The following is a 22,886-nucleotide window of genomic DNA, read 5'->3' as shown; positions in this document are numbered from 1 at the left end:
CCGGGGCCCGTCGATCCCGACGAACCGGGATCGGCGGGGCCTGGTATCAGTTGTTGCGGATGTCGACGTGCCGGGTGTCCTTGATGAACAGCGTGCCGATCACCAGTGCGACGCCGGCGATGATGATCGGGTACCACAGCCCGCTGTAGATGTTGCCGGTGCCGGCCACGATGGCGACGGCGATCGCCGGCAGGGTGCCGCCGAACCAGCCATTGCCGATGTGGTAGGGCAGCGACATCGAGGTGTAGCGGATCCGGGTCGGGAACATCTCGACCAGCATCGCCGCGATCGGGCCGTAGACCATGGTGACGTACAGCACCAGCACGAAGAGGATCAGCCACACCATGAAGTGGTTGATCTGCGCCGGATCGGCCTTCTCGGGATAGCCCGCAGTCTTCAGCGCGTCGGCCAGGCCCTTGTTGAAGACGGGACCGACAGTCGCCGCATCCGCCGCGGTCGCGTCATAGGCGGCGATGCGGGTGCTGCCGACATCGATCTCGGCCTTCGATCCTGCCGGGCCTGCCTGGTTGCTGTACGGCACGCCGGCCTTGACCAGAGAGGCCTTGGCGATGTCGCAGGAGCTGGTGAACTTCGATGTGCCGGCCGGGTTGAACTGCACGCTGCATTCGGCCGGGTCAGCGATGACGGTCACCGGCGACGACGCCTGCGCCGCCTCCAGCGCCGGGTTGGCGTAGTGGGTCAGACCCTGGAACAGCGGGAAGTAGGTCAGGACCGCCAGCAGGCAGCCGGCCATGATGATCGGCTTGCGCCCGATCTTGTCGGACAAGGCGCCGAACACCAGGAAGAACGGCGTGGCGACCAGCAGCGCTGCGGCCACCAGCAGGTTGGCGGTCTGGGCGTCGACCTTCAGCGTGTTGGTCAGGAACAGCATCGAATAGAACTGGCCGCAGTACCAGACCACGGCCTGGCCCATGGTCAGGCCGAACAGGGCCAGCGCCACGATCTTCAGGTTGCCCCGGTTGGCGAAGGCCTCGGTCAGCGGCGCCTTGGACGTCTTGCCCTCGGCCTTCATCTTCTGGAACAGCGGCGATTCGCTCAGCTGCATCCGGATCCAGATCGAGACGATCAGCAGGACGATCGAGACCATGAACGGGATGCGCCAGCCCCAGGCGTCGAAGGCCGCGGCGTCCATCGACATGCGGCAGGCCAGGATGACGATCAGCGACAGGAACAGGCCCAGCGTCGCGGTGGTCTGGATCCAGGCGGTGTAGAAGCCGCGCTTGCCCTGCGGCGCATGCTCCGCGACATAGGTCGCGGCGCCGCCGTATTCGCCGCCCAGCGCCAGGCCCTGCAGCAGGCGCAGCAGGATCAGGATCGCAGGTGCTGCGATACCGATCGACGCATAGCCCGGCAGGAAGCCGACCGCCGAGGTCGACACGCCCATGATCACGATGGTGACCAGGAAGGTGTATTTGCGGCCGACCAGGTCGCCGAGGCGGCCGAACACCAGCGCGCCGAATGGCCGGACGAAGAAGCCGGCGGCGAAAGCCAGCAGGGCGAAGATGAAGCCCGCGGTCGGGTTGACGCCGGAGAAGAAGTTCTTGGCGATCGCCGCGGTCAGGGCGCCGTAGAGGTAGAAGTCATACCACTCGAACACCGTCCCCAGCGACGATGCGAAGATGACTTTGCGTATTTCCCCCTTGGTGAGAGGGTCGCTGGCGGCGCCGCTGTAGGCGACGTCCGATGTGGCGGTCATGGACCGGTCCTCCCTGATCGTTCGGTCCTTGGTGCCGGTCGCGGGCAGAATTCCGCACAAGGCCCGGCGCCAGGGTTGACGAATCCTACCAAGCGGACCGGGCAAGGACGTAGTCGACGTTCGTCTATGTCCCGCGCAGCCGGCAGGAATCCTGGGAGATCTTCACGGCCATGCGGCATTCCGGCCGCTGGGAAGGGCATCGCCGGACGCCCATCTCGGGGATATCCTCAGACAGTGTCGGGGCGCGGGGTGACAGGCGCCCCCGCCCAGCAGGAGAGGAACCGGACATGCTCAAGCCCATTCACCTGACGACCCTGGTCGGCACCGCCCTGCTGCTCGGCGCCTGCGCCAACTCGCCGGCCGCGATCGGGCAGCGCGAGGACATGCTGGCCGCCGCCGGCTTCAGCCTGCGGCCGGCCGACACGCCCGATCGGATCGCGTCGCTGAAGGGGCTGCCGCCGCACAAATTCGTCTCCAGCCTGCACAACGGCACCGTCTCCTATGTCTATGCCGACCCGACGATCTGCGGTTGCCTCTATGTCGGCGACCAGGCCGCCTATGGCCGCTACCAGAAGCTGGTGTTCGATAAGCGGATCGCGGACGAGCAGGAACAGGCGGCGCAGCTGAACCAGAATGCCGCCCTGAACTGGAGTTACGGCCCCTGGGGACCCTGGGCCCCCTATTGGTGAGGGCTCCTCCCCTTCCCGTCCCGTCGACACCGGACCATCCGCGATGACCCATGATGCCTCCACCGGCGCGCTTGCCGCCGCGCTCTCGCAGCTCGACGGCGTGGTCGACTGGGAACGCCGCGACCGCCGCGCCGGCATGCCGGTCGGGCTCGACCCGCTGCGCGACCTGCTCGACCACCTCGGGCAGCCGCAGCGACGGTTCCGCACGGTCCATGTCGCCGGCACCAAGGGCAAGGGATCGGTGTCCGCGCTGGTCGAGGCCGGGCTGCATCGGGCGGGCTTCGCCGTCGGCCGCTTCTCGTCGCCGCATATCGAGCGCATCACCGAACGGGTGACCTTCGGCGGGCGGGAGATCGACGAGGCCGCCTTCGCGACGGCGCTGGACCAGGCCTGGGCGGCGCGGCAGGACGCGGTGCGGCGCGGCAGCCCGGGCCAGGCTGCCACCCGCTTCGACCTGGAGACCCTGGCGGCGATCCTGGCCTTCGCCGCCGCGGGCGTCGACTGGGCGGTGCTGGAATGCGGCCTGGGCGGCCGCACCGATTCGACCAATGTCGTCGACGGCGAGGTGGCGGTGCTGACCAATGTCGGGCTGGAGCACACCGCCGTGCTGGGCACCAGCCACGCCGCCATCGCCGGCCAGAAGGTCGGGATCCTCAAGCCCGGCGCGACGCTGGTCACCGGCGTGGCGCTGGACAGCGAGGCCGGGGCGGTGGTCCGGGCCGAGGCGGAGGCGCTGGGCTGCCCGGTCCTGTTCCGCCCGGCGCCCGGGCCCGGGCTGACGATCGCCGACAGCAATGCCGGGCTGGCGCGGGCGGTGCTGGACGAGATCGGCCGCCGCGGCGTCGTCCTCCGGCGGCCGGGCCTGCCGCCCGGCCCGGTCGCCGGCTGGCTGCTGGACGGCCCGACCCGCGACGCCGCCAGGCTGCCCGGCCGCATGGAGCGGTTCGACCTGCCGGTGCCGGTGATCCTCGACGGCGCCCATGTGCCGTTCAACCTGGAGGCGGTGCTGGCCGACCTGGAGGCGATGCCCGACCTGGCCGGCCCCTGCGCCGTGGTGCTGGGGCTGGGCCGCGACAAGCAGGCGGCCGAGATGCTGGCCGTGCTGAAGCGGCGGGCGGCCATCGTGATCTGCACCCGGGCGGCCGGCGGCCCGCCAGCCTATGAACCGGACGAGCTGCGCCATCTGGCCGCCGCCGCCGGGCTGGCCGCCGAGGCGATCGCGAACCCCGGGGAGGCGCTGGCCCGCGCCGAGGCGGCCGCGGCGCCGGGAGGCTGGATCCTGGTCACCGGGTCGCTGCACCTGGTCGGCGAGGTGCGGCCGATCATCCGCCGGCTTCTGGCGCAGGAGGCCGGCTGACCAGGGCCCGGCGACCGATTGTCCGCGCCGGAACGCAAACATGACTTGATGCCTAACATCATAGTTGTATGATAACAGGATAACAGTGTTTGCTGTCCGGCCACATCATGCCTCGGGACCCTCGTTGATGACAGCTGCTTCCTCCCGCGCCGCGGCGATCGCCGCGCTGGCGGAGATTCTGCCCGGCGACGCGCTGCTGACCGCGGACGAGGATGTGGAGCGTTACAGCCGCGACTGGTCAGGCGACCATTTCGGCCGGCCGCTGGCGGTGGCGCGGCCGCGGTCGGTCGAGCAGGTCTCGGCCCTGATGCGGCATTGCTGGGACACCGGCCTGCGCGTCGTGCCGCAAGGCGGGCTGACCGGGCTGGTCGGGGCCGCGGTGGCGGCGCCGGAGGGCGAGATCGTGGTCAGCCTGGAGCGGATGAACGCGGTCCGCCAGGTCAGCCCGATCGACTTCGCCATGGTGGTCGAGGCCGGCTGCATCCTGGAGGACGCCAAGACCGCGGCGGACGACGCCGACTGCCTGCTGCCGATCACCTTCGGGGCGCAGGGCACCTGCCGCATCGGCGGCAATGTCGCGACCAATGCCGGCGGCTTCAACGTGCTGCGCTACGGCATGACCCGGGACCTGGTGCTGGGCCTGGAGGTGGTGCTGGCGGATGGCCGGGTGTGGAACGGGCTGAAGGTGCTGCGCAAGGACAACCGCGGCTATGACCTGAAGCAGCTGTTCATCGGCAGCGAGGGCACGCTGGGCATCGTCACCGCCGTCGCGTTCAAGCTGTTCCCCAAGCCGACCCAGGTCGAGACGGCGCTGGTCGGGCTGGCCTCGGTCGAGGATGCGATGGAGCTGTACGCCCGCGCCCGCCGGGCCTGCAGCGACCTGCTAACCGCCTTCGAGCTGATCCTGCGCGACGGCATCGAGGTGACGCTGCGCACCCGGCCGGACTTTCCCGACCCGTTGGCCGAGGCCTATCCGGCCTATGTCCTGATCGAGGCGTCGGCCGGCGGCGCGGTCGACCTGCGCGGCCTGATCGAGACCTTCCTCGGCGGCGCCGACGACATCATCCGCGACGGCGTGATCGCGACCAGCCGGGCCCAGGCGGACCGGCTGTGGCTGTATCGCGAGACCATGGTCGAATCGCAGGGCCGCGGCGGGCGCTACCTGCGCACCGACGTGTCGGTGCCGATCTCGCGCATCGCCGACTTCATCGCCGCGGCGCTGGCCGCGGTGCGCGGCCGCTATCCCGAGGCGATGCCGCTGGCCTACGGCCATGTCGGCGACGGCAACGTGCATTTCAACGTGATCCCGCCGGCCGGCCTGGCGGTCGAGGCGCTGGACCCGCTGTTCCACGGCGCCGAGGAGCTGATCTTCGACGTGGTCGACCGCCTGGGCGGCAGCATCAGCGCCGAGCATGGCATCGGCCGGGTCAAGCAGGACGCCTTCCTGGCCCGCATCGACCCGGTGGCGCTGGACCTGGTGACCCGGCTGAAGGATGCGTTGGATCCGAAGCATATTCTGAGCAACGGGCGTATCCTGCGGGACGATTCGATAATCAAGAACAGGTGAGGCCATGGCGCTGAAGCTCGACAAGGTCAGCCGCGGACCGCATCTGCCGACCCTGGTCGCCAGCTCGATCTCGCGTGAGATCGCCCGCGGTCGGCTGAAGCCGGGCGACCAGCTGCCGACCGTGCAGGCTCTGGCCGAGACCTTCGGCGTCAGCCGCAACGTGGTGCGCGAGGCGATCGCCCGGCTGGCCTCCGAAGGGCTGGTCTGGTCGCAGCAGGGCCGCGGCGCCTTCGTCTCCGAGGACAGCAAGTCGACGGTGCTGAAGATCGACCACGACGCCATGCAGCACGGCGACGCGTTCAGCAGCCTGTTCGAGCTGCGCGGCGCGCTGGAGGTCTGCGCCGCCGCCCTGGCAGCCGACCGCCGGACGCCGACGGACCTCGCCGCGATGCGCCTGGCGCTGACGACGATGGCCGCCGCCCCCTATGGCAGCGTCGCCTGGCTGCAGGCCGACCTGGAGTTCCACCGCGCGATCGCGGCGGCGACCCGCAACGACTATCTGGTCCAGTTCATCGGCTTCGTCGCCGAACGCGTCCGCGAGAGCATCCTGGCGGCCGGCGACCAGCACCCGTCCGAGGACATGGCCCAGGCCACGCTGAGCGAGCACGACCTGATCCTGGCGGCGATCGAGGCGCGGGACGAGGCCGCGGCGCAGCAGACGATGCAGAGCCATCTGAACGGCGCGGCGCAGCGCGTCGGCCTGTCCCAGGACCGGCCCGCGCCGCCGCCGGCACTGCCCCCGGCGACGGGCCGGCGAAAGCGCGACGTCGCCCCGGCATAGGTGGCTATAGCCGCCCGGCCAGCTGCCGGGCGCCGTGGATCAGCCGCAGGGCGGCGCAGGCGGCGCCGTAGCCGTTGTCGATGTTGCACACCGTGATCCCCGGCGCGCAGCTGGCCAGCATGGCGTCCAGCGCGGTGCGGCCGCCGGTGGCGACGCCGTAGCCGACCGAGGTCGGCACGCAGACCACCGGCCCCGCCACCAGCCCGCCGAGCACGCTGGCCAGCGCCGCGTCCATGCCGGCGACGACGATGACCACCGGATGGGCGCGGATCTCCTCCAGCCGGTCGGTCAGGCGCCACAGCCCCGCCACCCCGACATCGCCGATCAGACTGGCCTGCTGGCCTTGGTGGCGCAGCGTCCGCTCCGCCTCGCGGGCGACCGGGATGTCGGAGGTGCCGGCCGATACGATGGCGACCAGCCCGGTCGCCGCCACCGGCCGCAGCGGCCCGAAGAAGCCGGTGCGCGACACCGCGCAATAGTCGATCCGCTCGCGATGGGCGGCCGGCAGGGCCTCGAACCCGGCACCATCCAGCCGGGTCAGCAGCAGCCCGGCGCCGCGCGCCGCCGCCTGGTCCAGGATGGCGCCGATCTGCACCGCCGACTTGCCGGCGCAGTAGATCGCCTCGTCCAGGCCGATGCGCCCGCCACGGTCGAAATCGAGGGTGATCTCTTCCTTCGCGGTCATCGCGGCACCCCGACGAAGGCGCTGCCCACGCGGTAGGGCGCGAAGGCCAGCGGCCCCGCCGCGGCCCCGGCCGGCAGCAGGGCGCGGATCGACGCCTCCAGCTCCGATGCGTCGCCGCCGACCAGCCCGGCGAGGCTGTGGCCGTCGAGTTCGACCACCACGCCGGTGGCGCGGATGCGGCAGCGCACCGTCTGCGGCCGCAGGCGCCCCGCCACCAGCCGCTCGACCGCGTCGATGGCGCGCAGGGTCTCCGGCTCGATCGGGATCAGGGTCTCGACCCGGCTCGACAGGCAGGGCGACGACGGCAGCTCGGCCAGGTCGCCGAGGCCGAGGTCGCGGGCCAAAGCGCGCACCGCCGCCTTGCCGATCCCGGCCTCGACATAGGGGTGGCGCACGCCGTGCTCGCGCGCGGCGTCGAGGCCCGGGCGATATTCGCCGAGATCGTCGAGATTGGCGCCCGAGGCGATCGGCCGGTCGATGCGCCCGGCGATCGCGCCGTACAGATTGGTCTTGCAGAAGTAGCAGCGATTGACCGGGTTCTCGCGGTAGCGCGGGTCGGCGAACTCCCCGGCGTCGAGCACGGTCAGGGCCCAGCCCTCGCGCCCGGCCCAGTCGCGCACCCGCGCCGTGGCCGCGGGCGGCACCGCCGGCGACACGGCATGGACCATCATGGCGCCGTCCCCGCCCCGACGCCGGTGCGCCAGCACCGCCAGCGTCATGCTGTCGACGCCGCCGCTGACCGCCACGGCGATCGGGCCGAAGCCGTCGATGATCGCCTCCAGCCGTTTGCGCTCGCTGCTCATGGCTTCTTCGGCTCCACCGCATCCTCCGCCGCCCGGCGCCGCGCCTGGCGCGCCGCGTGGCCGGACAGGCCGGCCACGTCGTCGGCCTCCGCCTTCGCCGTGCGGCCGCCGGGGCGGTCGACCGCCTTGACCCGCAGCCGCTGCCCGCCGGCCTCGACCTCGACCATGCTCCGCGCCAGCACGGCGCGGCGCTGCACCTGGTGGCGCAGGCCGATCGTCGTGGTTTCCTCGAAGCACAGCCGCAGCACCTCGTCCTGCGCCTCCGGCCGGGCCAGCACCCGGATCTGCGCCATCATCCGCCCCTTCTTGCCGAACACCGGGGCCTGGATCACGTCATGCACCGCGGGGTGGGCGCGCAGCCGGTCCAGCGCCAGCGCCAGGTCCTCGCCCGACTGGTCGTCGATCTCGCATTCCACCACCAGCACCGCATCGCCGTCGATCTCCGGCCCCGCCGCCCCGTCGAAACGCAGCACCCGCACGCAATTGCTCAGGCCCGGCAGGATGCGGGTGCCGAAGCCGATGCCCGAGCCCGACAGCGTCCGCCGCTGCGTCGACCGGGCGTTGTCGCCGCAGAGATGGCGCAGGATGGCGGCGCCGGTCGGCGTCACCCGTTCCCCTGCGACGCCGTCGTCGATGGTGGCGAAGCCCTGCAGCAGCAGCACGGTCGCCGGCGCCGGCACCGGCAGGAAACCATGCGCGGTGCGCACCCGGCCGGACCCCAGCGGGATGTCGCCGACGGTCCAGCGGTCGGCATCCACCGCCGCGATCAGATGCGCCGCGCCGACGATGTCCGCGATCGAATCCCAGGCCCCGACCTCGTGGAAGCTGACCGCCTCGACATCGACGCCATGCACCCGCGCCTCGGCCTCGGCGAGGTGCCGGAAGATGGCGATGGCGTGGCCCCGGACCGCGGGGTCGAGGTCCGACCGCTCCAGCGCCTCGCGGATCGTGCGCCAGGCGGTGTGGTGGTGGTCCGCGCCGTGATGGTGGTGCCCGTCCGTCCATTCGACCCGGAAGCGCCGGCCCACCAGGATTCCGTCATTGTGCGGCAGCAGCCGGCAGGCGACGCCGGCCAGCAGCCCGGTGCGGGCCAGGCTGTCCTGCAGCCCGGCCTCGTGCTGCGGGAACAGGTCGAGCAGAGCGGCGATGAACATGTCGCCCGCGAGGCCGCCGACCGGATCGAGATGCAATTCCATGGGCGGACTGTTCCAGATTGTCCCGGCGGCCACAACGCGGCATCAACGGCCGGGCCGCGCGCACTTGCGCGGCCCGGCGGGCGCTGCGATCCTGGCCGCCGCTGAGCAATGGGTTTGAAGGACAGGATGAGCAGGGATCCGGCGGCTTTCGGCGCGATTCGAAAGGCCCCCAATCTGACGGCCGGGCTGATCGAGACCCTGGTGGCGCAGATCGAATCCGGGGATCTGGCCCCGGGCCAGCGCCTGCCGACGGAACAGGCCATCGTCTCCGCCACCGGCGTCAGCCGGACGGTGGTGCGCGAGGCCCTGGCCTCGCTGCGCGCCCGCGGCATGATCACCACGCGCCAGGGGCTGGGCGCCTTCGTCGCCGAGACCGCCCTGCCCCGGTCCTTCTCGATCGAGCCGGACAAGCTGGAATCGATCGCCGACGTGCTGCAGGTGCTGGAGCTGCGGCTGAGCATCGAGGTCGAGGCCGCGGGGCTGGCCGCAGAGCGGCGCGACCCGGCCGGGCTGGAGCGCATCGAGGCGGCGCAGGCGGCGTTCCTGGCGGCGATCTCGGCGCCCGGGGCCGATGCCGAGACCGTCGGGCTGGGCGAGGACCTGGCCGTCCACCGCGCCATCCTGGCCGCCACCGGCAACGCCTATTTCGCCCGGGTGTTCGATGTCTTCAACGTGGTCATCCCGCGCCAGCGCATCCCGGTCGCGGCCCTGTCGCAGACGGAGCGCGAGCGCCATCTGCGCCGGGTCGGGCAGGAGCACGAGGCGATCCTCGCCGCGATCCGCGCCGGCGATGCCACCGCCGCCCGCCGGGCGATGCGGGTGCACTTGACCCGCGCCCGCGACCGCTACGCCGCCCTGCGGTCCGAGGTGAAGGCGGGCTGAGGGGCTCTCAGACAAGCGAGCCCAAGAAAAGATCGTCATTGCGAGCGCAGCGAAGCAATCCAGGGCCGCTTGGCGTGGCCCCCGGATTGCTTCGTCGGCTTCGCCTCCTCGCAATGACGGTTCTTTCAGGCTGATCGCAAGCTCGCCGGTATCAGAGACCGTTTGCATGGTACGGGATGACGTACGGTCCCTCGGGGATCACCGCCACCGCCGGGTCGTTCGACCGCGCCACGCTGGCGGCGATCGCCGCGTCGAGGTCGCCGACCAGCGCCGTGCCGGTGATGCCGCGCTCGGCCTCGCTCAGGCCCGAGGTGAAGAGCTCGATCCGGCCGAGGCGCAGGGTCTTCAGCTGCATCTCGGTCTGCCATTCGTCGACCTCGGCCAGGGTCTTCGCCGTCAGCGTCGCCAGGAACCGCTCCGGCCCCAGCTCGACCAGCCGGGTCTGGGCGTCGCGGAACTCCGGCGAGCCGAAGCCTTCCGAGCATTCCGAGGCGATGATCAGCGTGCCGCCCGGCTCGAGGATGTCGAGCGGCGTCACCATGCCCTTGATGGTCTGGTAGTAGGTCTTGTCGAGCGGATAGCCGGCCGACGAGGTCACCACCGTCTTGAACTTGCGCGGCACCGGCACCCGGGTGGCGCCGCTGACGAAGTCAACCGCCGCGGCATGGCTGGCGATGATCTCGCCGAAGGTGACGCAGACCAGGTTGCGGTCCTCGTCCAGCACCGTGTTCAGCCCGTAGACCTCGCCCAGCATGCCGACGATCTGCAGCTGTTCCTCATGCAGCGGGTTGCCGACCAGGTTGCACTGGACCGCGAGCGGATCTTCCATGAAGCGGGCGGAGTGGAAGGTGCGGATGGTCTCGTGATGGGCGACGCCGGGGGCGATCACCTTCCGCCCGCCCGACCAGCCGGCCATGAAATGCGGCTCGACCAGCCCGGTGGCGATGCGCAGGTCGGCCTCGACGAACTGGCGGTCGATCTTGACCGGGGTACCCCGCGTCGCGGTCCGGCCGAAATCGACATGGGCGGCATCATCGCGGGCGTCGTGGTTGTCGACCCGGACATGCTCCAGGACCCAGGGGTCGCCGACCAGCTCGGCCAGCTCCTCGCCCAGATTGGGCCGGTGCAGGCCGGTGGCGACCAGCACGCTGATGCGGTCGAGCGGGATGCCCGAGGCGACCATGGTCTCGATCATCGGCCGCAGGAACAGCCGGTTCGGCACCGGCCGGGTGATGTCGCAGATCAGGATGCAGGCGCTGCGCCGGCCGCGCGCCAGTTCGGCCAGCGACGGTGCGCCGATCGGCTGCGCCAGCGCTCGGGCGATCGCCGCATGCGGGTCGGCGATGGCCGGCAGCGGCTGCTTGCGCACCACCGTCACCTGCGCCCCCGCCGGCAGGCGGATGGGCAGATGGCCGCGGCCATAGGAGATGGTGAGATCCGTCGTCACAGCCCTGCTCCGCTTCGCAAACCTCAGGCAGTGGCCGCCGCAGGCGCGCCGCCGAGGTAGAGGTCCCGCATCAGGTCCGCGCTCTTCAGCTCGTCGATCGGCCCGGAGGCGACGACGCGGCCCTGCTGCATCAGATATCCATGCGTGGCCACGCCCAAGGCAAGCCCCGCATTCTGTTCGACCAGCAGGATCGAGGCGCCGAACCGCTCGCCGATGGCCAGGATGATGGCCTTGATTTCCTTCACCATCAATGGCGACAGGCCTAGCGAGGGTTCGTCGAGCAGCAGCACGCGCGGCCGCGCCATCAGCCCGCGGGCGATCGCCAGCATCTGCTGCTGCCCGCCGCTGAGCGACCCGCCCTTGTCGCGGCGCTTGGTGGCGAGGATCGGGAAGAACCCTTCCATCAGCGTGACGTCGGCATCGACCGCACCCTGGTCCCGCCTTGCATAGGCGCCCAGCCGCAGGTTCTCCTCGACCGTCATGTCGGCGAAGATGCGCCGGCCTTCCGGCACCAGCACGACCCCGCTTTTGGCCATGACGTCGGGCGGCTGGCCGGTCATGTCGCGGCCGTCGAAGACGACGCTGCCGCCGCGCGGCTTCACCAGCCCGGCGATGGTGCGCAGCAGCGTGGTCTTGCCGGCGCCGTTGGGCCCGAGGATGGTGGCGATCTCGCCCTGGCCCAGGGTCAGGGACACGTTGCGGTTGACCGTGGTCGGGCCATAGCCGGTGGAGACGCCGGACACCTGCAATAAGGTCACAGCGCGCCTCCGAGATAGACTTCGAGCACCTTGGGGTCGGCCAGCACCTCGGCGGTCGGGCCGTCGGCGATCTTGCTGCCGAAATCCAGCACCACCAGGCGGCGGCACAGGCGCTGCATCAGGCTCATGTCATGGTCGATGACGCAGACGCTGATGCCGTGGCCGGGCAGCTGCTGCACCAGCTCGACCAGCGTCGTCGTCTCCTTGTCGTTCAGTCCCGCCGCCGGCTCGTCCAGCAGCAGCAGCGACGGCCGCGTCGCCAGCGCCAGGGCGATGCCGAGCAGGCGCAGGTTGCCGAAGGGCAGCACGCCGGCGATCTCGTGGCGCAGCGCCTGCAGCCCGACGAAGCCGATCAGGTCGTCCGGCGTCGGCCAGGGGAATGGCCGCTCGCCGTCGGTGCGGCAATGCTCGGTGGCGATCTGCACATTCTCCAGCACGCTGAGGCCGGGGAAGGCCATGGCCTGCTGGAAGGTGTGGGCGATGCCGGCATGCGACACGGCATGGGCGGGGGTGCCGGTCATGTCGCGGCCGCGCCAGGTCACCGTGCCCGCGGTCGGCTTGTGCACGCCGGTGATGACGTTGAACAGCGTGGTCTTGCCCGACCCGTTGGGGCCGACGATGCCGAGGATCTCGCCCTCGACGATGGTCAGGTCGACCCCGGCCAGGGCCGCGACGCCGCCGAACTGCTTGCGGAGGCCGCGGATTTCGAGCGCGCCCATAGTCAGCCTCCTGCCTTCGAAGCGGGTGCCTTGGCGGCGGGCAGCCGCTCGGCCTGGGCCCCATCCGACAGCCGGCCACGCTGGGCGAACAGCTTGCGCCAGCCGTCGATGGCGCCGGCGATCAGCCCGTTCGGCAGCAGCAGGATCACCGCGATCAGGCAGACGCCGTAGAGGATGCGGGACTGCACCGGGTCGAGCGCGAACATCTCGGGCAGGAAGGCGACCAGGATGCCGCCGGCCAGCGGCCCCAGCAGCAGCCGGGCGCCGCCGATCATCACCATCAAGGCGAGGTAGATGCTGGGGAAGGACGAGAACTGGTTGGGCGAGATGTGGCGCAGGAAATAGGCCAGCAGCACGCCGGACACACCGGCGAAGACGCCGCTGACCACGAAGGCGCCGATCTTGTGCCGCCCGACATTGATGCCGAGCGACGCCGCCAGCTTCTCGTTCTCGCGGATCGCGCGCAGCGTGCGGCCGTAGGAGGAGTTGACGATGGCCCAGCTGGCCACGGCGCTGAGCGCCACGAAGCCGAGGGTCAGCAAGTAGAATTGCGGCAGCGGGTCGAGCCCCAGGCCGAACAGCGATACCGGCTGCCCCAGGTCGAGCCCGGTGGCGCGGCCGGTGAAGTCGCCGCCATTGGTCAGGACGATGGTCAGCAGCTGGCCGAAGGCGAAGGTCAGGATCACGAAATGGTGGCCGCTGACCCTGAGCGAGGGGAAGCCGACCACCGCCGCCAGCAGCGCCGTGGTCCCGGCGGCGAAAGGGATCGCGGTCCAGAAGTCGAAGCCGAAGTCGCGCGCCAGGATGGCGGCGGTGTAGGCGCCGACCCCGACCAGCGCGGCATGGCCCATCGACAGAATGCCGGTCTGGCCGAACAGCACCGACAGCCCGTACAGCGCCACCACATTGATGCCGGCGGTGATGGCCAGGGACAAGAGCCGGTTGCTGGGCCCCAGCAGCGGCACCAGCGCCAGCGCGGCGAACAAGGCGAGCGCCAGGACCAGGCGGCCGGCGGGAGAGCGGGACTGCATCGCGGAAGCCTTGGATTGCGGAGGGCCCGGGGGAACGTTCACGTGACGCGCGGGCCGCTGGTGCCGCCGAACAGGCCGTTGGGCCGGACCAGGAGCACGATGATCATCAGGGCGAAGGAATAGGCGTCGGTCCACTCCGACAGGCCGTAGCCGGCGCTGAAGCCTTCGACCAGGCCGAGGATCAGCCCGGCCACCACGGCGCCGGTAAGGTTGCCCAGGCCGCCGATCAGCGCCACCGCGAAGCCCTTCATCACGATGGTGCCGCCGGTGAAGGGGGTGATCGGGAACAGGGCGATCAGCAGGGCGCCGCCGAGGCCGGCCAGGGCGCTGCCGAAGACGAAGACGCCGGTGATGTAGCGCCGCACCGGGATGCCCATCAGCGCCGCGGTGTCACGGTCCTCGACGCTGGCGCGCAGCGCCCGGCCGTAGCGGCTGCGGGTGATCATGAAGAAGGTCAGGGCGACCACCGCCGTGGTCACCACGATCACCATCACCCGAACCGCCGCGATGCGCACGCCGCCGACGTCCCAGATGGTGTTCAGCGGCCGCGGGATGCTCTTCTGGTTGGCGTTCCAGAACAGGATGACGATGTGCTGGAGCACCACGATCAGGCCGAGCGAGACGATGAACCCGTTGGTCGGCCGGTTCAGGGTGAAGCGGAACAGCCCGCGTTCCAGCACCAGCCCCAACAGCGCCACCGAGGCGACGCCGGCGACCAGTGCCAGCGGGAAGCCCCAGCCAGCGCCGACCGCCAGCCAGGTGACGATGCTGCCGACCATCAGGAATTCGCCATGGGCGAAGTTGATGATGCCGGTCAGGCCGAAGATCAGGGTGACCCCGACCGCGATCAGCGTGATCACGCTGGCGATCGACAGCCCGTTCAGGATCTGCTGCAGGAGGATGTCCAAGGCGGGGTCCCGGAAGAAACGGATCGGCGGGGCGAGATGGGCCGGCCTGCCGGAGGGGGTGGGGGTTGCCCTCCGGCAGGCCGGGACCGGCGAGGCGAAAAGGCGCCGCCGGCTACCGGTCAGGTCAGTTCCGCCGGCTCACATCGGCGCATCGGCCGGCGGCTGCTGCATGGCGCAGCTGAGCTTGCCGGCGGGGTCGGCGACGCAGACCTCGGTCGCGTGGGTGACCTGGTGATGGGCGTTGAAGCTGAGGTCGTCCGACACCACGCCCTGGTGGTGCAGCACCAGCAGCGCGTCGACCACCTTGTCCGGATCGAAGCTGCCGGCCTTGGTCCAGGCCTCGGCCAGCATGTGGACATAGTCGTAGTAGAGCAGCGAGACCGAGGAGGTGACGCCCTTCGGCGCGCCCGCGGCGAAATAGGCGTCGAAATAGGACTTCGCCTTGGCGTTCGAGGATTCGCCCCAGCACACCGGCACGCAGCTCATCGCCACCGGCACGTCGGCCGACAGCCCCCGCTCCTTCCAGATGCCGGGATCGACGCCGAACAGGAAGTAGCTGGGCGCCACCGCCAGCTCCAGCGCCTGCGGCAGCGCCGTCAGCGTGGAGTCGCCGTTGTACCAGAAGTGCACGACGTCAGGATTGAGGCTCTTCGCCCGGGTCAGGATCGGCGAGAAGTCGGTGGTGTCGGGCGGGTAGAAGATGATGTCCGGCACCTCCTGCCCTTCGGCCTTCAGCGCCTTGATGTAGTAGGAGGACAGGAACTGGCCGGTGGCGTCGTTGCCGGCGATGATCACCGACTTCTTGATCGGGTGGTCGACCAGCGGCTGCAGCAGGCTGAGCACGCCGCGCGCGGTGCTGCCGCTGCGCTGGAATTCGCGCGGTTCGGACTGGAACAGGTAGTGGTTCTCGCCGCCCGGGGCAACCGCCGCGTCGGTCAGGATGGTGTCGAGCGTGCTGTTGCCGGCGAAGTGCAGGATCTTGGCCGGCTGGGTGATCTTGGCCATGGCCAGGGTGAAGTCGTGCGATTCCGACCCGAAGATCGCCTTCACCCCGACGTCGCGCACCAGCTCCTGGGTCGCCGCGACCGCGGTGCCGATGTCGGTGCGGTCGTCGCGGCGCACCAGCTCGATCTTGTAGGTCTTGTCGCCGACCTTGACGCCGCCGGCGTCGTTGATCTCCTTGACCGCCAGGCTGACGCCGGCCGGCAGGGTGTGGCCGGCCGAGACGAAGGCCCCCGATTCCGCCGCGACGACGCCGATCTTGACGGTGTCGTCGGCCGCGGCCGCCGGCAGGGCCAGCGCGCCGAGCCCCAGGGCCAGAAGGGCGGTCCTAGTCGATAATGCCATCATGTGCGTTGCCTCCCGAGCAGCATCGATTATTGCACTGTTATCATACAACCCTATCATCTGATATGTCGGACAACAGGTCTGTCAAGCCACCTGTCGCCCCGGCCCCGAAGATCGTCCCGGGATCGCACTTGCGATCGGGCCGCAGCCTTCCGTCCAGAAGCCGGGGCCCCGCCGTCCAACCCGGCCAACGGCAAAACTCTCCTCGCCCGCCCGATATAGGTCTTGTCAGAGGATCACCAGTTGTATGATAACCCTGTGACCTGGTCGAATCAAGCCGGCGCCGCGTCATGCCGGCGTGAGATGGAGGAAGAGATGCGAGCGAGGGAATTCGGCCGGACCGGCCGCACGGTGAGCGAGGTCGGCTTCGGCAGCTGGGCGATCGGGTCGGCCTGGGGCCATGTCGACGACGGAGACGCGCTCGCGGCGCTGCATGAGGCGCTGGACAGCGGCGTCACCTTCATCGACACCGCCGACGTCTATGGCGACGGCCGGTCGGAGCAGCTGATCGCCCGCGCGCTGAAGGAGCGCGGCGGCGACAAGTCCTATGTCGCCACCAAGACCGGGCGTCGCCTGCCGCAGCAGACGGTGGCGGGCTACAATCTCGAGACCATGTCCGGCTTCATCGACCGCAGCCTGGCCAATCTCGGCGTCGAGACGCTGGACCTGGTGCAGCTGCACTGCCCGCCGACCGACCTGTACTACCACCCGGAGGTGTTCGGTGCCCTCGACCGCCTGGTCGAGCAGGGCAAGATCCGCCACTACGGCGTCAGCGTCGAGCGGGTCGAGGAGGCGCTGAAGGCGCTGGAATATCCCGGCGTCCAGAGCATCCAGATCATCTTCAACATCTTCCGCCAGCGCCCGGCGGAGCGGCTGTTCGCCCTGGCCGAGGAGAAGAAGGTCGCGATCATCGCCCGGGTGCCGCTGGCCAGCGGCCTGCTGTCCGGCAAGTTCCGCGCCGACACCAAGTTCGAGGCCACCGACCACCGCCTGTTCAACCGCAACGGCGAGGCCTTCGACGTGGGCGAGACCTTCTCCGGCGTGCCCTATGAGAAGGGGCTGGAGGCGGTGGAGCGGATCCGACCGCTGGTCGGCGGCGACACCACCATGGCGAAGTTCGCGCTGCGCTGGATCCTGATGTTCGACGCCGTCACCGTCGTCATCCCCGGAGCCCGCAACGCGGCGCAGGCCAAGTCGAACTCCGAGGCCGCCGATCTCGCCGCCCTGCCGCCCGATGTGATGGCCGAGCTGCGGGCGATCTACGACCAGGACATCAAGCCCTTCGTCCACCAGCGCTGGTAAGCGCCCTTCCCTTCCCCGGCCTGCGGAGACCGGCCCATGACCTCCCCGATCATCGATTCGCATCACCATTTCTGGGACCCCGAGCGGGGCGACTATGGCTGGCTGAGCGGCCCGTTCGCGCCGATCCGGCGGGTGTTCGCGCCGGAGGACCTGCGGCCGTCGCTGCAGGCCAACGGCGTGTCGGGCACGGTGCTGGTGCAGACCTGGAACGACCTCGGCGAGACCTGGGACTTCATTCGCACCGCCGCGGCGACCGACTTCGTCGCCGGGGTGGTCGGCTGGGTCGACCTGACCGATCCCAAGGTCGGGCAGACCCTGGCCGAGCTGCAGGCGGCGCCGGAGGGGCGCTGGCTGGTCGGCATCCGCCACCTGATCCATGAGGAGGCGGACCCCAACTGGCTGCTGCGCGACGATGTGCGCCGCGGCCTGCGCGCGGTGTCGGATGCCGGGCTGGTCTACGACCTGGTGCCCAAGCTGCCGCATCTGCCGGCGGCGCTGCGCACGGTCGAGGATTTCCCGGAGCTGCGCTTTGTGCTCGACCACATCGCCAAGCCGGACATCAAGGGCGGCGGCTTCGCGCCCTGGGCGGCGCTGATGCGCGGCTTCGCGGCCCATCGCGACCATGTCTGGTGCAAGCTGTCCGGCATGGTCACCGAGGCCGACTGGCGCGACTGGACGCCGGAGCACCTGAAGCCCTATGTCGCCGAGGTGCTGCGCATCTTCGGCGTCGACCGCTGCATGTTCGGCACCGACTGGCCGGTCTGCCTGGTCGCCGGCAGCTATGACGACGTCGTCGGCGCGCTGAAGACCTGCCTGGGCCATCTGAGCGAGGCCGAGCGGGCGCAGATCTTCGGCCGCTCCGCGATTGAGGCCTACGGGCTGCCGGCCTTCGCCACGGCGGGCGCCTGACGGCCCCATTCATGGGGTGACGCCAGGGCGGCTTCACCCCATGGCTTCAGCGCCGGTTGATGTGCTGGTCGATCAGCCGGCGCAGCGTCTTCGCATCCCGCCCGCGGATCGCGGCGATCATGTCGTGGTGCTCCCGAGCGCTGAGGCGCACCCCCGCCAGCGTGTACCAACGGCCGGTGGTGCCGTCCTGGCCGCGCTCGCGCATCTCCCGGATCATCCCGGCCAGCACCGGGTTGCCGGCGATGTCGTAGAGCCGCCGGTGGAAGGCGAAGTTCAGCTCGGTCCGGGTCGGCGGGTCGCCGGTCTCGATCGCCTGCTCGAACCGCGTGGCGAGGTCGTCGAGCGCCGCGAGGTCCGCCGCCGTCGCCCGGTCGACCACCATCGCCGCCGCCCCGGCCTCCAGGATTGTCCGCACCGCCTTCATCTGCAGCAGCTCGTCGGGATCGGGCGAGGCGACGCGGAAGCCGCTGTTGACCTTGTGCTCGACCAGATGGCGGTTCTTCAGCTCGACCAGCGCCTGCCGCACCTCGAAGCGGTTGGCGGCATAACGCTCCTGCAGGTCGATCTGCTTCAGCCATTCCCCGGCCCGGTAGACGCCGTAGAGAATGTCGTCCCGGATCGCCGCGACCAGCGTTTCGATCCGCCCCTGATCCGTGTCCTGACGCTTCATTCCGCCCCGGTCTCGACTGCCCCCGGACCGCCGCCCTCCCGCCGCGCCCGTCCCTCCTTCTAGCATGCCGGGTTGCGGGATGCGATTTTCACGGATATCGTCACGGAAAAATTGGCGCCAATTTTGGAGCAGACCGACATGGCGGATGGCGGGGCGGCGAAGATCGAGGCGGACGCGGCCGTGGCGAGGCCGGCGCCGAAGCGCCATTACGGCGCCACGCCGGTCATCGCCTGCCGCGCCGATCCGCGCTTTTCCTACTGCCTCTACGTTCCGCCGCGGCTGCGCGAATCATCGCCGGCGCGGGTGCCGCTGCTGGTGTCGGTGCATGGCAGCTTCCGGACCATGGAGGGCAGCCGCGACCTGTTCGCGGATTTCGCCCGCTGGCACGACGCCGTGGTGCTGGCGCCGCTGTTCCCGGTCGATATCCGCGGCGACGGCAACGAGGACGGCTACAAATACCTGGCCGAGGGCGACATCCGCTACGACCGGCTGCTGCTGGCGATGGTGGCGGAGGTCGAGGCCCGCTATGGCTTCGACTTCGACCGCTTCTGCCTGTTCGGCTTTTCCGGCGGCGGCCATTTCGCCCATCGTTTCCTCTATCTGCATCCGGAGCGGCTGCGCGCCGTGTCGATCGGCGCCCCCGGATCGGTCACCCTGATCGACCCGAAGCGCGACTGGTGGGTCGGCACCCGCGACATGGAGCGGATCTTCGGCCGCGCCCCCGACATCGCCGCGATCCGCCGGGTGCCGGTGCATCTGGCGGTCGGCGACAGCGACCTGGAGACGGCGTCGATCATCCACCGGCCGGGCAGCGCGCATTGGATGGACGACGCCAACCGCGCCGGGGCGAACCGCATCGCCCGGCTGACCAGCCTGCGCCGCAACCTGCAGGCGCATGGCGTGGCGGTGCGGCACGACATCGTCCCCGGCGCCGCCCACGACCTGGCGGCGGTGGCGGACCGGGCCAAGGACTTCTTCCACGACGTGCTCGGCCCCGGCCGGGCGCCCGTGTTCGGCGGATAAGAAAACAGGGGGCAGACATGAACCGGCTCACGATCCTGGCCATGGCGGCGCTGGCGGCGGCCCTGCCCGCCGCCGCGGCCGAGACGCCGCAGCGCGGCGGCACCATCCGCACCGTGCTGTCGGCCGACATGCGCAGCACCAATCCCGGCGTCGACCGCGACGGCGCCACCGACATCGTGCACCAGCACATCGTCGAAGGCCTGGTCGGCTTCCGCGAGGATCTCGGCATCGGGCCGATGCTGGCCGACAGCTGGGACGTCTCGCCCGACGGCAAGACCTACACCTTCCACCTGCGCCACGGCGTAAAGTTCCAGAACGGCGCGACCATGACCTCGGCCGAGGTCAAATGGTCGTGGGACCGGCTGATGGACCCCGCCACCAAATGGCGCTGCCGCGACGTCTACACCGGCGACAACGACCTGAAGGTCGAGAGCGTCACCGCCCCCGACGCCGACACCGTGGTCTATGCGCTGGACCGGCCCAGCGCCGGCTTCCTGTACAACCTGGCGCGGATGGATTGCGGCGGCACCCCGGTCTTGCACCCGTCCTCGGTCAAGCCCGACGGCAGCTGGGACAAGCCGGTCGGCACCGGACCCTTCATCCTGTCGGACTGGCGGCCCGGCCAGTACATCGAGCTGACCCGCTTCGACGGCTACACCCCGCGCGACGACGCCATGAGCGGCTATGTCGGCCGCAAGGAGGTGTATGTCGACAAGGTCCGCTTCAACATCATGCCCGACCCGGCAGCCATGCTGACCGCGCTGCAGGCCGGCGCGCTGGACGTCGCGCCGCTGGAGTCGCAGGGCCGGATGCAGCTGCAGGGCGACCCGGCCTTCGAGATCCAGTCCGCCGTCACCCCGGGCTGGGAGGCGCTGATCCTGCATTCGGAGGACCCGATCCTGCAGGACAAGCGGGTACGCCAGGCCATCGTCATGGCGCTGGACCGCGCCACCATCGCCAACGCCGTGACCTTCGGCGGCTCGACCTTCTCGGCGACGCCGGTGCCGGCCTTCAGCCCCTACCACTCCCAGGCCCAGACCGACGCCCTGCCCTTCGATCTGGAGCGGGCCAAGGCCCTGCTGGCCGAGGCCGGCTACAGCGGCCAGCGCATCGTGCTGACCGCCAACAAGCGCTACACCGAGATGTACGATTGCGGCGTGCTGGCCCAGGACATGCTGCGCAGCGCCGGGCTGAACGTCGAGCTGGAGGTGCTGGAATGGACCGCCCAGCTCGACGCCTACCAGACCGGCAAGTTCCAGACCCAGTCCTTCTCCTATTCGCCGCGGCTCGACCCGCTGGGCCAGTGGGAGCGGATCATCGGCACCCAGCCGCGCAAGATCTGGAAGGACCCGCGCGCCATCGCCCTGCTGGCCCAGGCCAACGCCGCCACTGACCCGGCGAAGATGCAGTCCGTGCTGGACCAAATCGGCCGGCTGTTCACCGAGGAGGCGCCGGCCGCCAGCCTGTACCTCCACAGCTCCGACTACGCCGTGGCTAGGCGCGTCGCCGGCTTCACCGTCTGGCCGGCCGACGCCGCCCGGTTCTGGGGCGTGTCGATCCGGAAATAATCCGCTCCTACCCCGCCGCCCGCCGGGATTCCTCGACCGCCACCCGGCCGGGGCGGCCCAGCGCCTTGGCCACGGCGTCGAGGCGGCGGTCGACCGCGAAGCCGGTCAGCGCCTCCTCGTCGGCCGGCAGGGTCAGCACCACCGCATCGCCAGAGAAGGCGAGGCTGGTGCGCTCCAAGAGCGAGGTGGCGCCGCCGGTCAGGGTGTGGGCGAGGCGCAGGGTCTGGCCCAGGATCAGGGCGCGGGTCCGGGCGGCGTCGGTCAGCAGCTCCAGCACCGGCCGGGTCAGCGCGTCGCCGAGATCGGCGCCGTAGCGGACATAGACCGCGGCGGCCAGGAACACGCGCTCGGCATGGTCGAGCCCGGCCACCGGCATGCGCAGCACCCGCAGCCAGGCGTGCTCGGCGCGGTAGTCGGGATGCTCGAACCAGCCGATGTCGGAGAGCAGGCTGGCGGCCTGGCGCAGCCGGGCCTCGTCCGCGGTCTCGTCGGGGAAGGCCGAGCGGGTCCATTCCGCCACCACCTCGGCATGGCCGAAGCGGTCGAGCCGGTGGGCGATCTCGGCGGCGGCGAAGATCAGCGGGTCGCGCGCCTGGTCCTCCGGCGACAGCAGGTCGAACAGGTGGCCTTCGCGGAGGCCGAGGGCGGAGAACACGATGCGGGCCGGGCGCAGCGCCTTGAGCACGCCCTCCAGCACCAGCGCCGCCATCGGGAGCATCTCGACCCGGCGGCGCGAGATCGAGGCGCCGGACAGCGCCCCCTTGCTCTGCTTCGCCACCAGCCCGACGAAATCGGTCATCGCCGCGGTCGGCACCGTGTACTGGTGGATGATGTGCAGCGGGTGGTTCTCGCGCTCCATGTACAGCTTGGCGATGGCGCGCCAGGCGCCGCCGACCGGATAGAAGCTGCGGCCGGAATAGCGCGACAGCCAGCCCTGCTGCGCCAGCGTGTCCTGCACCACGCTGCGCGCCTCCTTGCGCGCGCCGGTCTCGTCCATCAGCCGGAACGGGCCGAGCGGCAGGGTCACCTGCTCGCCGATGTCGCCATGGTCGAGCCCGACCAGCTCGAGCGAGCCGCCGCCGAGGTCGCCCATCACGCCGTCGACGTCGCGGATGCCGGAGATGACGCCCAGCGCCGACAGCCGCGCCTCCTCCACCCCGCTGATGATGGTGATCGGCAGGCCGCAGCGGCGCTCGACCTCGGCGACGAAGTCGGCGCCGTCCTCGGCCTCGCGCACCGCCGCGGTGGCCAGCACGTCGACCCGGTCGACGCCCATGCCTTCGAGCAGCCGGGTGAAGCGGGCGAGGTTGTCCACCGCCAGGGCCACCGCGTCCGGCGCCATGCGGCGGGACTGGCCCAGGCCGCGCCCCAGCCCGCACATGACCTTCTCGTTGAAGATCGGCACCGGTGACCGGGTCACCCGGTCATAGACCACGAGACGGATGGAGTTCGAGCCGATGTCGATGACACCCACCCGCCCGGGCCTGGACGGCACGATCGGTCCGATACGAAACACCTGACCTCAGA

The 22,886-nt window shown here is 70.6% G+C and carries 21 protein-coding genes; 9 read left to right on the top strand and 12 right to left on the bottom strand.

Annotated elements, in window-relative coordinates; all coding sequences use genetic code 11:
• Positions 1 to 46: 46 nt before the first annotated feature.
• Positions 47 to 1,717: an MFS transporter gene (locus E9232_RS20465; protein ID WP_309796938.1), complete on the bottom strand. Its 1,671-nt coding sequence runs from the start codon at positions 1,715 to 1,717 to the stop codon at positions 47 to 49.
• A 287-nt stretch (positions 1,718 to 2,004) separates the two neighbouring features.
• On the opposite strand from E9232_RS20465, the gene E9232_RS20460 reads away from it, so the two are divergent.
• The 4 genes from E9232_RS20460 to E9232_RS20445 all read left to right on the top strand — a co-directional run bounded on the left by E9232_RS20460 (position 2,005) and on the right by E9232_RS20445 (position 6,111).
• Complete coding sequence (locus tag E9232_RS20460) at positions 2,005 to 2,406, top strand: hypothetical protein (protein ID WP_309796936.1); 402 nt, start codon at positions 2,005 to 2,007, stop codon at positions 2,404 to 2,406.
• A gap of 43 nt (positions 2,407 to 2,449) precedes the next feature.
• Complete coding sequence (locus E9232_RS20455) at positions 2,450 to 3,763, top strand: bifunctional folylpolyglutamate synthase/dihydrofolate synthase (protein WP_309796934.1); 1,314 nt, start codon at positions 2,450 to 2,452, stop codon at positions 3,761 to 3,763.
• A 127-nt stretch (positions 3,764 to 3,890) separates the two neighbouring features.
• Positions 3,891 to 5,330 carry an FAD-binding oxidoreductase gene (locus E9232_RS20450; RefSeq protein ID WP_309796932.1) on the top strand — a complete coding sequence of 480 codons (1,440 nt, stop codon included), beginning with the start codon at positions 3,891 to 3,893 and terminating at the stop codon, positions 5,328 to 5,330.
• A 4-nt stretch (positions 5,331 to 5,334) separates the two neighbouring features.
• Positions 5,335 to 6,111 (top strand): FadR/GntR family transcriptional regulator, encoded by a 777-nt coding sequence (locus tag E9232_RS20445; RefSeq protein WP_309796929.1) that lies wholly within the window; start codon positions 5,335 to 5,337, stop codon positions 6,109 to 6,111.
• A gap of 4 nt (positions 6,112 to 6,115) precedes the next feature.
• Here E9232_RS20445 and larB read toward each other — a convergent pair whose 3' ends face one another.
• From larB to larC, 3 genes are read right to left on the bottom strand one after another with little or no spacing between them, the layout of a single operon-like run.
• The gene (larB, locus tag E9232_RS20440; RefSeq protein WP_309796926.1) at positions 6,116 to 6,796 is read right to left on the bottom strand and encodes a nickel pincer cofactor biosynthesis protein LarB; all 681 of its coding nucleotides are present in this window, start codon (positions 6,794 to 6,796) and stop codon (positions 6,116 to 6,118) included.
• Positions 6,793 to 7,599 (bottom strand): ATP-dependent sacrificial sulfur transferase LarE, encoded by an 807-nt coding sequence (gene larE, locus E9232_RS20435; protein WP_309796924.1) that lies wholly within the window; start codon positions 7,597 to 7,599, stop codon positions 6,793 to 6,795. Before larE ends, larB begins: the two co-directional genes overlap by 4 nt.
• Positions 7,596 to 8,795 carry a nickel pincer cofactor biosynthesis protein LarC gene (larC, locus tag E9232_RS20430; protein ID WP_309796922.1) on the bottom strand — a complete coding sequence of 400 codons (1,200 nt, stop codon included), beginning with the start codon at positions 8,793 to 8,795 and terminating at the stop codon, positions 7,596 to 7,598. The genes larE and larC overlap by 4 nt, the downstream gene beginning before the upstream one ends.
• 126 nt (positions 8,796 to 8,921) lie before the next feature.
• Here larC and E9232_RS20425 point away from each other — a divergent pair, with 126 nt between their 5' ends.
• Complete coding sequence (locus E9232_RS20425) at positions 8,922 to 9,677, top strand: FadR/GntR family transcriptional regulator (RefSeq protein ID WP_309796921.1); 756 nt, start codon at positions 8,922 to 8,924, stop codon at positions 9,675 to 9,677.
• Between the two features lie 151 nt (positions 9,678 to 9,828).
• Here E9232_RS20425 and E9232_RS20420 read toward each other — a convergent pair whose 3' ends face one another.
• The 6 genes from E9232_RS20420 to E9232_RS20395 all read right to left on the bottom strand — a co-directional run bounded on the left by E9232_RS20420 (position 9,829) and on the right by E9232_RS20395 (position 15,887).
• Positions 9,829 to 11,124: a nickel-dependent lactate racemase family protein gene (locus tag E9232_RS20420; RefSeq protein ID WP_309796919.1), complete on the bottom strand. Its 1,296-nt coding sequence runs from the start codon at positions 11,122 to 11,124 to the stop codon at positions 9,829 to 9,831.
• A gap of 23 nt (positions 11,125 to 11,147) precedes the next feature.
• Positions 11,148 to 11,882, bottom strand: a complete 735-nt coding sequence (locus E9232_RS20415; protein WP_309796917.1) for an ABC transporter ATP-binding protein — start codon at positions 11,880 to 11,882, stop codon at positions 11,148 to 11,150.
• Positions 11,879 to 12,601: an ABC transporter ATP-binding protein gene (locus tag E9232_RS20410; protein WP_309796915.1), complete on the bottom strand. Its 723-nt coding sequence runs from the start codon at positions 12,599 to 12,601 to the stop codon at positions 11,879 to 11,881. Before E9232_RS20410 ends, E9232_RS20415 begins: the two co-directional genes overlap by 4 nt.
• Before the next feature lie 2 nt (positions 12,602 to 12,603).
• A complete protein-coding gene (locus E9232_RS20405) occupies positions 12,604 to 13,632 on the bottom strand; it encodes a branched-chain amino acid ABC transporter permease (protein ID WP_309796913.1) in 1,029 nt (342 codons plus the stop codon).
• A 38-nt stretch (positions 13,633 to 13,670) separates the two neighbouring features.
• Positions 13,671 to 14,540 carry a branched-chain amino acid ABC transporter permease gene (locus tag E9232_RS20400; RefSeq protein ID WP_309796911.1) on the bottom strand — a complete coding sequence of 290 codons (870 nt, stop codon included), beginning with the start codon at positions 14,538 to 14,540 and terminating at the stop codon, positions 13,671 to 13,673.
• A gap of 138 nt (positions 14,541 to 14,678) precedes the next feature.
• Complete coding sequence (locus tag E9232_RS20395) at positions 14,679 to 15,887, bottom strand: ABC transporter substrate-binding protein (protein ID WP_309796909.1); 1,209 nt, start codon at positions 15,885 to 15,887, stop codon at positions 14,679 to 14,681.
• Between the two features lie 315 nt (positions 15,888 to 16,202).
• On the opposite strand from E9232_RS20395, the gene E9232_RS20390 reads away from it, so the two are divergent.
• Both E9232_RS20390 and E9232_RS20385 read left to right on the top strand, forming a co-directional pair.
• On the top strand, positions 16,203 to 17,189 hold the full coding sequence (locus E9232_RS20390) for an aldo/keto reductase (protein WP_309796907.1): 987 nt from the start codon (positions 16,203 to 16,205) through the stop codon (positions 17,187 to 17,189).
• A gap of 36 nt (positions 17,190 to 17,225) precedes the next feature.
• On the top strand, positions 17,226 to 18,098 hold the full coding sequence (locus tag E9232_RS20385; protein ID WP_309796904.1) for an amidohydrolase family protein: 873 nt from the start codon (positions 17,226 to 17,228) through the stop codon (positions 18,096 to 18,098).
• Positions 18,099 to 18,144: 46 nt separating this feature from the next.
• On the opposite strand, the gene E9232_RS20380 is transcribed toward E9232_RS20385, so the two are convergent.
• The gene (locus E9232_RS20380; RefSeq protein WP_309796903.1) at positions 18,145 to 18,768 is read right to left on the bottom strand and encodes a GntR family transcriptional regulator; all 624 of its coding nucleotides are present in this window, start codon (positions 18,766 to 18,768) and stop codon (positions 18,145 to 18,147) included.
• Between the two features lie 111 nt (positions 18,769 to 18,879).
• On the opposite strand from E9232_RS20380, the gene E9232_RS20375 reads away from it, so the two are divergent.
• Together E9232_RS20375 and E9232_RS20370 are read left to right on the top strand one after the other, a co-directional pair.
• Complete coding sequence (locus tag E9232_RS20375; protein ID WP_309796902.1) at positions 18,880 to 19,791, top strand: alpha/beta hydrolase; 912 nt, start codon at positions 18,880 to 18,882, stop codon at positions 19,789 to 19,791.
• A gap of 17 nt (positions 19,792 to 19,808) precedes the next feature.
• Positions 19,809 to 21,359 carry an ABC transporter substrate-binding protein gene (locus tag E9232_RS20370; protein WP_309796901.1) on the top strand — a complete coding sequence of 517 codons (1,551 nt, stop codon included), beginning with the start codon at positions 19,809 to 19,811 and terminating at the stop codon, positions 21,357 to 21,359.
• A gap of 7 nt (positions 21,360 to 21,366) precedes the next feature.
• On the opposite strand, the gene E9232_RS20365 is transcribed toward E9232_RS20370, so the two are convergent.
• The gene (locus E9232_RS20365; protein WP_309796900.1) at positions 21,367 to 22,875 is read right to left on the bottom strand and encodes a Ppx/GppA phosphatase family protein; all 1,509 of its coding nucleotides are present in this window, start codon (positions 22,873 to 22,875) and stop codon (positions 21,367 to 21,369) included.
• Between the last annotated feature and the right edge of the window lie 11 nt (positions 22,876 to 22,886).

It is taken from the genome of Inquilinus ginsengisoli (assembly GCF_031453975.1).
GTDB classification, from domain to species: domain Bacteria; phylum Pseudomonadota; class Alphaproteobacteria; order DSM-16000; family Inquilinaceae; genus Inquilinus; species Inquilinus ginsengisoli_A.
This window is presented reverse-complemented; position numbering and strand designations above follow the sequence as displayed.